At 69.2% G+C, this 9,552-nt stretch carries 8 protein-coding genes; 2 read left to right on the forward strand and 6 right to left on the reverse strand.

What is annotated here, in order from left to right:
- The first annotated feature begins 34 nt into the window (after window positions 1-34).
- Window positions 35-2,518 (forward strand): ATP-binding protein, encoded by a 2,484-nt coding sequence (locus L3Q67_RS32175; protein WP_499185189.1) that lies wholly within the window; start codon window positions 35-37, stop codon window positions 2,516-2,518.
- Window positions 2,519-3,004: 486 nt separating this feature from the next.
- Here the strand turns inward: L3Q67_RS32175 and L3Q67_RS32180 are convergent, their stop codons facing one another.
- The 6 genes from L3Q67_RS32180 to L3Q67_RS32205 all read right to left on the reverse strand — a co-directional run bounded on the left by L3Q67_RS32180 (window position 3,005) and on the right by L3Q67_RS32205 (window position 6,437).
- Complete coding sequence (locus tag L3Q67_RS32180) at window positions 3,005-3,529, reverse strand: hypothetical protein (protein ID WP_499185190.1); 525 nt, start codon at window positions 3,527-3,529, stop codon at window positions 3,005-3,007.
- A 210-nt stretch (window positions 3,530-3,739) separates the two neighbouring features.
- Window positions 3,740-4,573, reverse strand: coding sequence for a class I SAM-dependent methyltransferase (locus L3Q67_RS32185; RefSeq protein ID WP_499185191.1), 834 nt, complete (start codon window positions 4,571-4,573; stop codon window positions 3,740-3,742).
- A gap of 130 nt (window positions 4,574-4,703) precedes the next feature.
- Entirely contained in the window at window positions 4,704-4,907 is a 204-nt protein-coding gene (locus L3Q67_RS32190) for a hypothetical protein (RefSeq protein WP_499185192.1), read from the reverse strand.
- A 255-nt stretch (window positions 4,908-5,162) separates the two neighbouring features.
- Entirely contained in the window at window positions 5,163-5,369 is a 207-nt protein-coding gene (locus L3Q67_RS32195; RefSeq protein WP_499185193.1) for a hypothetical protein, read from the reverse strand.
- The gene (locus L3Q67_RS32200; RefSeq protein ID WP_499185194.1) at window positions 5,366-5,998 is read right to left on the reverse strand and encodes a helix-turn-helix domain-containing protein; all 633 of its coding nucleotides are present in this window, start codon (window positions 5,996-5,998) and stop codon (window positions 5,366-5,368) included. Before L3Q67_RS32200 ends, L3Q67_RS32195 begins: the two co-directional genes overlap by 4 nt.
- A 31-nt stretch (window positions 5,999-6,029) precedes the next feature.
- A complete protein-coding gene (locus tag L3Q67_RS32205; protein ID WP_499185195.1) occupies window positions 6,030-6,437 on the reverse strand; it encodes a hypothetical protein in 408 nt (135 codons plus the stop codon).
- Window positions 6,438-8,287: 1,850 nt separating this feature from the next.
- On the opposite strand from L3Q67_RS32205, the gene L3Q67_RS32210 reads away from it, so the two are divergent.
- Window positions 8,288-9,541 carry a serine hydrolase domain-containing protein gene (locus tag L3Q67_RS32210; protein WP_499185196.1) on the forward strand — a complete coding sequence of 418 codons (1,254 nt, stop codon included), beginning with the start codon at window positions 8,288-8,290 and terminating at the stop codon, window positions 9,539-9,541.
- Window positions 9,542-9,552 lie beyond the last annotated feature (11 nt).

Here is a 9,552-nt window from a genome sequence, read left to right on the forward strand (position 1 = left end):
CCGTTCGCGAGCACGCGTGCGGGGGGACTGGTCCATGTCGTCACCAGTGGGGGAGCCGGCACTGGCGGCGCTGTTGCGCGGCTGGCGCGACCGGGCGCTGCTGACCCAGGAGCAACTGGCCGCGCGGACCGGGCTCAACGTCCGGAGCGTGCGGCGCCTGGAAGCCGGGGAACTGGTCCGGCCGCGCAGTGCCTCGGTGCGGGCGCTGGCAGACGCCCTCGGGCTCGACGACACCGAACGCGCGAGCTTGACCCGGGCCGTTTCCGGAACCTCGCCTGTCCGGCGGACGGACACGGTGCCGAGGCAATTGCCCGCCCCCGTCAGCACGTTCGTGGGACGCTCGCGGGAATTGGCTCTGCTGACCGAGCCCAGCCCCGAGGGCGCCATGGTGGTCACGGCCATCGACGGCATGGCGGGAGCCGGCAAGACTTCGCTGGCCGTGCACGCGGCGCACTGGCTGTCCTCGCGCTTCCCCGACGGCGATCTGTTCGCCGACCTGCGCGGTCACGCGCACGGCACGACCGCGGTGGACCCGGCCGACCTCCTCGCCCGCCTGCTGGCGGTCCTGGGCGTGGACGGCGACTCGATCCCGGCGCACCTCGACGACCGCTCGGCGCTCTACCGCAGCCTGCTCGCCGACCGCCGGATGCTGGTGGTGCTCGACAACGCCGCCGACGAGGCGCAGGTCCGGCCGTTGCTGCCCGGCTCGGGCGGTTGCCGCGTGTTCGTCACGAGCCGACGGCGGCTGGTTGGACTGGACGGGGTGACCACGGTGTCGGTCGGGGTCATGCCGACCCCGGACGCGATCACGTTGTTCACCGCGGCCGCCGGCGGTGAACGCGTCGAGGGCGCCTCGCCGGAAGCGCTGGCGGAACTGGCCGGCCGCTGCGGGGCGCTGCCGCTGGCCCTGCGCCTGGCCGCGGCCCGGTTGCGGGCCCACCCGTCCTGGACGGTGCCGCACCTGCTGCGGCGCCTCGACGCCGGGCACCGCACGCTGACCGAGCTGCGCGGCGGACAGCAGAGCGTGCTCAGCGCCCTCGAACTGTCCTATCAAGACCTCAACGCCGAGCAGTCGCGTGCGTACCGCCTGCTCGGCCTGCACCCGGGCGCGCACGTCACGCCGGAGGCGGCGACGGCACTGCTCGGCACTTCGGTCGCCGCCGCGTCGGAGTTGCTCGACGAACTGCTGGAAGTGCACCTTCTCGAGGAACCCGTGCCCGGTCAGTTCGCCTTCCACGACCTCATCCGCGTGCACGCCGCCGAAGCGGCCGAGCGCGAGGAGGCCGACGTCGTCCGGCGAACCGCCCTGGATCGCCTGCTCGAGCACTACGGCCGGACCGCGTCGGCGGTGATGGACCACCTGTACCCCTACGAGGCCGACATGCGGCCGCAACTGCCCCACGCCACGGCGGAGACACCGGAGGACGCGGCCGGGTGGCTGGACGCCGAACTGCCCAACCTGCTCCCGCTCGCCCGAGCCGCGGCCGAGCACGACTTCGCCGCCCACACCCGGCACCTGGCGGGCACCTTGCACCGCTGCCTGCGCACCCGGGGTCGCTACTCCGAAGCCGAAGGGCTGCACGAGCGGGCGCTGTCCACCGCACGCGCCGCCAGGGACCGCCTGGGCGAGGTGGAAGCCCTGCTCGGTCTCGGTGAACTCGACAGCCTTCGCGGGCACCACGAAGCCGCCGCTGAGAAAGCTGCTCGCGCCGTGAGCCTGGCCCGCGCCATCGAACACCGGCCAGGTGAGCTGCGGGCCCTGATCAGCCTCGGGTTCGTGAAGCTGGAGTTGATGGAGCTCAAAGAAGCGGCCGACCACTACGCGGAGGCGCTGGACCTCGCCCGCGCACTCACGCACCGCACCGGTGAGCTGGACGCCCTCATCGGCGCGAGCCACGTCGAGCGGGTACTCGGCAAGGATGGCCAGGCCGTCGAGTATCTGACCTCGGCGCTGGACCTAGCGCGCGCGACGGGCCACCACACCAGCGAAGCGCGGGCGCTCAACGGCCTCGGGTACGTCCACCTCAAACGGGACGAGCCAGGCCCGGCGACCGATCGGTTCACGCGGGCGCTGGAGTTGGCTCGCGACACCGGGTACCGCGTGGGCGAGCTCAGCAGCCTCGCCGCACTCGGCGATCTGCACCACCTGGCAGGGCGGCACCAGCAGGCACATGAGTGTTTCCAGGACATCGCCGACCTGGCCGGTCAGATCGGCAACCGGAACTGGCAGTTCGAGGCCATCCACAGCCTGGGCAGACTCCAGTACGACGCCGGGAATTTCCCCGAGGCCCTCGATCACCACGTCCAGGCGCTGGCGCTGGCCACCGACCTGGACCAGCCGAGCGACCAGGCTCGCGCCCACGACGGGCTGGCCTGTGCCCACCACGCGCTCACCCGGCACGAGCAAGCCCGGCACCACTGGAGCCAAGCCCTGGACATCCTCAAAGCGCTCGGCGTCGAGGAAACCGACGAGCGCGGTGTGGACGTCCGGAGCCTCCAGGCACGCCTGGCCGGCTAGCGGGGCTTGGTCGGCCCCTCGCCGGCGACGATCCGCAAGATCGGGTCACGCGCCCAAGGCCACTGATCACGAGCCGGACGAGCGCTGGCTTGCCGACGACACCGGGCGACTCTGGGGCCTGCGCGCTCCTCACCTCGATATCCGGCGAACAGTCCGGTGACCCTGTTGTGACCTCGAACGCCGTCGTTCGCAGCGCGGCCGCAAGGCGGTGGCCGGGCGCCCCGGTGGAGGACCGAGCGGTGTTCCCGGCGGTGGTCTGTGTGCTGACCAGTGGGTGTTCTTGGCGTCGTGCTGGTCAGTGCCGGATCGACCACGGACGCGATCTCGATGTCGTCGAACCGGCAAGCGCCAGGTCACCCTGAACGCCCAGCCCGTCCGTGGCACCCAAGCTCACGCCGTACGCCGATGTGGCGCCGTACTCCCTGGCCTTCGGTAGCTGGCTGACGCGGTAGCCGGTCTGGTCAGCGGCTCTGGCGTCGATGTTGGTCAACCCGTGCCGGGTGGCGCCACTGCGGTCCGGATCGCTCCGGATCCGGTGGGAGGTGGGTGATGAGGGTGTCCCAGTGGCCGTCGGGGTCGCGTTCCCGTTCCTGCTATCGGCATTGTTGGGGCCCAGTAGCGCAGGGGGTGGCGGGAGCTGGGCCAGAGCGCACCGGTGTCGTCGAAGGGATCAGGGTGTTCGCCTTCGCGGATGCGGCGGATGATTTCGGTGTAGACGGCGTTTTCGGTGAACGGGTTGGCGGCGACGGTGTGCCAGTGGGGTGAGGCCAGCACGCTGGCGATGGTGATGATTTCCGGGTAGCAGACGGCGTGGGCGGCGGTGATTGAACCGGCCTGGGAACTGTCCGCTCGTGGATTCGCGGTTCCGGCACCAGCATCCGGGCCAGCAGCAACGACACGTCGACCGCCGTCGTGCCCATCGGGGTTGAACAGCACCGCCGCAGCCTGATCGGCGCCGGGAACGGTGCCAGCCGGCGGAACGGGCCGGGCCACGAGCGGCTGGTCGGCCACCTCCTTCCGGGATCGGGCTCGCGCTCTCGCGGACCACTGGTAGACACCTGACCTGGCGTTGATCCCGCCACGCCCTCGTTGCGGACCTCCCCTTGCTGCCGCGCTGCGGCAGGCCCGCCGACGGCCGGGAGCTGCTCACCGCGACCGCGGTCGCCGCGCGGCGGCGCGAGCTGGGCGCCGATCTCCTGAGGCCCTGGCTCGAACGCTGAGTTAGGACGCGATCACCAGTCGGTAGCCGACGTCGAGCGAATCTTTCTTGAGAATGGCACCGTGGCGGTGGTGCCACGAGCCGGAGCGCAGATCGTCGGCCAGCCGGGCGAGAGCCGGCTTCACGACAGCGTCGGGCAGTGACGCGACACCGGACATGCCAGCGCGTACCGCGGGATCGAGGTAGTGGTGTGGTCGGCGCCAGTACGCGGCGAGGAAGCCGTCGGTGCAGTCGGCGGGAACGTCGATCGTCTGGACGGTGATGCGCCGGCCGAGGTTGGCCAGTCCATCGACCACGGTGTCGAGCGTGGCCAGCCCCCGTTCCCGCTCGGCGATCTGTGGCAGGTAGTCAGTGACCAGCCAGTACCGCGCCATGATCTCGACATCCCAGGTGAGCACCACCTGCCGGCGCGAGACCCGGCACAGTTCGGCCAGCCCCGCCGCCGGATCACGCCAGTGGTGCACGGTCAGCACGGCCAGCGCCGTGTCGAACTGGCCGTCGGCGCAGGGCAGCGCTTCGGCGACCGCTCGGACCGCGGGCGCCGATCCGGGTCGCCGTTGGCGCAGCATCGTGGCTGACGGCTCGACCGCCAGCACACGCCGATCCGCTGGCTCATACGATCCAGCCCCGGCACCCACATTGATCACAGTGATGGCGTCACCGAGCGCGGCGTCCAGGCGCTGCCCGATGCGAGGGTCAGGCTGCCGCATCGCGGCATAGCCACGCCCGAGCACTCGATATGGGTCAGCCACTGTTGTCACCGACCACTCCCTCCGATCAGACGAGCAACTGGCATTCTCCCGCGACGTTACATCCAGCAAGGAGGCTTCCGGCACTTTCAGGTCGGTGGCGGTTGCGACTGCCGCGGAACTTGCACGCGGCTGGTGTCGGTAGCCGGCGAGCCAGCGCAGGTTCGCCAGCCAGGTCGGGTCGTGGCCGGTGACCAGCCGGTAGCCCCAGCCGACCTCATGGAGCAGCCGGCGATGCCGACCCGGTGATCGACGCGACGGTCCCGCTCACCTCGATCAGCGAGGCGGCGCGCAGGGTCCAGTAGTTCGCGCGGCCCTCCGGGAGCTTGGTGAGCCGGTACTGCTCGACGAACGCCCGGCCGGCGTCGGTGAGCAGAACCTCCGGTGCGTCGTCGGCGACCGGCTCGGGGGCTGCCTGCACGAGGCCGAGGCGCTTGGCGACGGCGAGGTGGTCGTTGAACCCGAGAAAGGAGCCGAAATGCGCGTAGACGTCGCCGTCGGGCCGGGCGGCTCCGACGACGGCCAGAACGTGGGTCCAGGAGCTCGTCGTGTTGCTCCGCGTGGGTTCACAGCGTGCTGTCCTCGATGTTGTCGGCGATGCCGCGCAGCATGGCCACAACCTCGTCACGGTCGCGGTGGGAGGACCACTCGACGAGCCCGTCGTGGCCGACGAGCACTACGAGGTCCGTGCGGTCGAGCAGGTGTTGGGTGACGGTCGGCATCGCCTTCCTCCGGTCAGCTCGGGCTGCGCGGACTCGTTGTGCGCGGGGTCGCTCGCGTCGCTCTTCGAACTGAACGGCCCGGCGTTCAGCTCGGTCGTGGCCAGGTCGACCTCCTCGGTGCGGTCGCGCCAGGCGTAGCTCCACTCGCTGCGCACCTTCATCGAGCTTGCTTCGGTTTCGAGCGCCCGGTTTCGAGGTCGCCGATCTTCGAGGGAGTGCAGCCGAGCAGCCGGGCAGCGTCTTCGCGTCCAACGTCCGCGTGCAGGCGCAACTTGCGGAGCCTCGCGGCCAGTTCGGCCGACGTTGAGCGGGTTGCGCGTTTCCCATGTGGTTCCTGTTGTTGCTGAATCGGTGTGGGATCAGAGGTTGCGGAGGCCGGATCGGAACTCGGTGCATCAGGTCGAGGTCGGGCGCTTCGGCGGCCCGCTGACGGGGGAATGGCGACGGCCGTTGCCAGGACGGTGCGGGTATCTCCGCCCACGTGACTCGCCCCGGCGTTTCCTGATAGGCCCCACTTCTCGTACCCCAGCCGAGCCGAGGCGGCGAACTGGGCCAACACGGCCCCGCGGCAGGGCGCCGGAGGCGGGCGTCCGCGTACTCGAGCCTGAGCGCGCACCTGGAGCCCGGATTTCTCACCATCGTGGTGAGCGACACGGGTCACTGGCGTGACGGGCCGCCACGCCTCTCCGGTGGGCGCGGGCTTGCCGATGATCCGCGCCTTGGTGCCTGAAGCGGCGGTCACCAGTACCTCGACCGGGACCACCGTGCGTATGGTGTGGCCCTGGGTCACCTCCTGACCTCGGGACAGGAGCCATTCGCCCTCACCAGGGCTCTACCTCATCAAGATCGAGCGGCACCGCGGCCTGCACCACGAAGTAGGCTCGGCGTGCCTCCTCGGCGGAGGCGCGCCTCAGCCGTCGCAGATCGTCCTGGTGCACGTGCAGGGTGTGGCGCCGGACCGAGGTGCCGGCTGGCGTCCTGCCGGTGTACTCGTTCTGGGAAACCAGCAGGTTGCACACCACCACGCCATCACCGATCTCGTCTCCGACCTGGACCCAGATGAACGCGGACTCGTTGATGGCGTGGTCCTCGCCGTCCCGCCACGCCCGCCCGGAGTACCCGCGGGACTTGGCCGTCTCGCGCAGCTCAACCAGCCGCTCACGCGCCAGCGGACGCAGATCGAGCTCGCGTGTGCGCCTCCGGTTCGCTCCCCACCGACGAATGCTCATACCTTGACCCGTTCTCGCCACCCAACAAGCACGCCCGCCCGTCTGACCGCCAGGGACCGCCGTCACGGGGTGAGCATGCATCCTGATGATCAGATTGCCAGGGACCACTACCCGGAACCACCGAAGTAGCGGAGAGGACGACTCCGCCCAACCCGCCGGCGCCGCGCCTGGATCCGGCTCAGGGTTTGCCGGATGTGCCCCGGTGCGGCTCGTACCGGAAGCACACGGATACCGGATCCGCTCAGATTGATCCGTTCTCGCAGGTCAGCCTAACGGCGGCGGCGAGGCCGCTGGTGATCGAGGCGCGGATTCCGCTGAAGATGCCGAGGTGCGGTTCGGCAGCGAAGTCATGAGCCGGGATGTAGATCCTCGGCGAGCGAGCCAAGGCGACTGAACAGGCGTTTCAAGGGCCCTTCTTGATCCTGAATGATATTCCGCCTGTCCTGGTGATCCTTCTGTCGACGTGCTCCGATTGCCGAGGTCACCACCTCTTTTGTTCGAGCCAGTTCCCTGCGGCATGCTGGTGGTCGAAGGCAAGTTCGTCGTTGGTGACCCCCGGTGGAGGTACCTGATGGCCTTCGCCGATTCGCTCGACTCGAGCCCCTTCGCGATCGAAGCTCCGTCGTTCGGGCGGTCACGGTGATCATGGGCACGGTCGTCGGGCTGACGTTCCTCTTCGGCTTCGGCAACATGCTCAACCTGGCGTTCCGGCTCGGCATACCCGTCTGGGTGGCGCCGCTGGCACCCGCGGTCGACCTGCCGATCCTGGGATTGCTGCTCGGTACCCGGCACCTCGTGCTCGCCGCGCGAAGCCATCGGGCGGTAGTACCCAGCCGAGTGCCCGGTGCGCACGGGGTGTGCCCGACCGGCCGGACGCCGCGGCGTGGCACCTGCAACTGTCCGGGCCCGGACAGCCTGTCTTTGCCGGCCGCCTCGGTGGTAGGGCCGGGCCATGCTCACAGCGCTGGCTCCTCATCGGCTATGGACCTTGTTGCGCGAAGCGATCGACGCGCTGGACGGGGCGAGTCTGCGGGGGCTCTTCCGCTTGCTCTTCTGTGCGGGGCGCAGCGCCCACCGGTGAGAGCCGGAGGACGGAACCGATGCGGCCGAACGGCCCCTTCTTGATCCGCGCCTCCGTCGGATGTTTTAACCGGTGTTCCGGTGGGAATCACTGCTCATTGCTAATCATCCGGAATTCGCGTCGTTCGTCATTCACGTGAGTGAACAATAGGCGCGGCCTGTGCATTCACAAGAGTGTGACGGAGATCCATTACTACTCCCGAGTAGGGTGTAACACTCCTTCAAATCGGCCTTGGCCGTGGTGTGCTTTCGGTGAACATCTGCGGGCATCTTCGGGTAGGCTCTCGCTCCGAGCTTGAACATTGTTCTCAGTCAACTCTCAACTCCTGGCGAGCTGGCTGTCTTCCGGTTCAGGCACATGAAGAGGTGCTCGCACGCGGTCAACCAGGAGGTTCGTGTATTGGCGGCGTGTCAATTCCCATGTTTTCTCCCTATATTGCGATCATGGCGGAGGTGTGTGATGGCTGGGCATTTCATTGTCGCGACATTGCGGCTCTGGCTGTTTCGAATATGTGATATCCCCCTTTTGGCGGTATGGATCGCGGCATCGCCGGGGGAGCGTGTAGAAGTCTCTTGGCGAGAATGATTGCGCAGTGGCCTTCGTGGTGGCCGGTGATCATTGGTAAGTATGCGAACTCTGTGTGGATTGGATAGTCCTGAAAGGCTCTTCTGTGTTTTCGTCAGCAGCAGACGACCGTGGTCAAAGGTGCAAGGAACGGGGGCGTGGCGGTCCGGAGGCCGCCGACCACTGTGTTGATCATCTTGGCCCGTTGCTGAACAAGCTGGTCGAGCGACATCACGTACCCGGCGCCCAGTTGGCCGTCTACCACCGCGGCGAGGTGGCCACCGCGCACGCGGGAGTGACGCACTGGCCGAGCGGGCGCCCGATGACCGCTACCACCACCGTGCCGGTGGGCTCGATCACCAAGGCCTTCACCGCGACCCTGGCGATGGTGCTGGTCGCCGAGAGCGATCTCGACCTGGACGCACCGGTCGGCGACACCCTGCGCGGCCACGGGCTCGAGCGGGTGACCTTGCGGCACCTGCTCGGCCACACCGGCGGGTTGCCCTCGGACCCCGCCGAGCACTGCGGCGGCCCGCGGGCGCTGTTGACCGCGCTGGCGCCCGACGCGCTGGTCTGTGCGCCCGGCACCGCTTTTTCCTACTCCAACATCGGTTACGCACTGATCGGCCTGCTGATCGAAGAGGTTACCGGAATGTCCTGGCAGGAGGCGGTCACCGGCATCGTGCTCCAGCCGCTGGACCTGCACGCCGCCTTCGTCGGCGGTCCCGGGCCGCGCCCCACCGGTGACGGGCACGTGGCGATCTCGGACTCGCAGGTGCGGGTGGTCGAACAGTTGCTGTCCCCGGTGCTCATGCCGGCGGGTGGGCTGGCGCTCAGCGCCGGGGACCTGGTCGAGTTCGGCCGGGTGCACCTGGGCAAGCCGGGTCTGCTCGACGTGGTGACGGCGAGCGAGATGCACACCGCGGGCCCCGCGGAGCCGTTCGGCCTGGCCGACGGCTGGGCGCTGGGCCTGGCGTGCTTCCGCGGCCCCGACGGCGAGTGGCACGGGCACGACGGCACGGCCGACGGCACGTCATGCCACCTGCGCATCGACGGCGATGGGCAGACCGTGGTCGCGCTGACCACCAACGCCGTTGGCGGCACCGCCTTGTGGCGCGAACTGCTGACCGAGCTGACCGCGTTCGGCATCGAGGTCCCGGACTACCGGGCCCGCAGCGCGCAAGCGTGCCGGATTCCTCTGCCGCGCAGCTATTTCGGCTGTTATCGCAACGGGGACATCGAGTACGTCGTCGGCACGGACCCGGCCGGTGCCGCCTGCCTCACCGTCGACGGTGACGTCCACTCCGGCCTGCACCTGTACGACTGCGGGACCGTGTCGCTGCCTGATCCCGCGACCGGCGTGCGTACCGACTGCGGGCGATTCCTTCGGGATGCCGGCACCGGAGCCGTCACCGCGATGCAGGTCGGTGGTCGTCTCGCCCGGCGTGCCGGGTTCTGACGCCGGCAAGA

The organism is Saccharothrix sp. AJ9571 (assembly GCF_021725495.1).
Lineage (GTDB): Bacteria > Actinomycetota > Actinomycetes > Mycobacteriales > Pseudonocardiaceae > Amycolatopsis > Amycolatopsis magusensis.

Excerpts from the sequence above, each read along its gene's own strand:
- L3Q67_RS32175 (WP_499185189.1), top strand. The coding sequence starts at position 35 with ATGTCGTCACCAGTGGGGGAGCCGGCACTGGCGGCGCTGTTGCGCGGC.
- L3Q67_RS32195 (WP_499185193.1), bottom strand. The coding sequence starts at position 5,369 with ATGAAGGTGCGCAGCGAGTGGAGCTACGCCTGGCGCGACCGCACCGAG.
- L3Q67_RS32205 (WP_499185195.1), bottom strand. The coding sequence starts at position 6,437 with ATGAGCATTCGTCGGTGGGGAGCGAACCGGAGGCGCACACGCGAGCTC.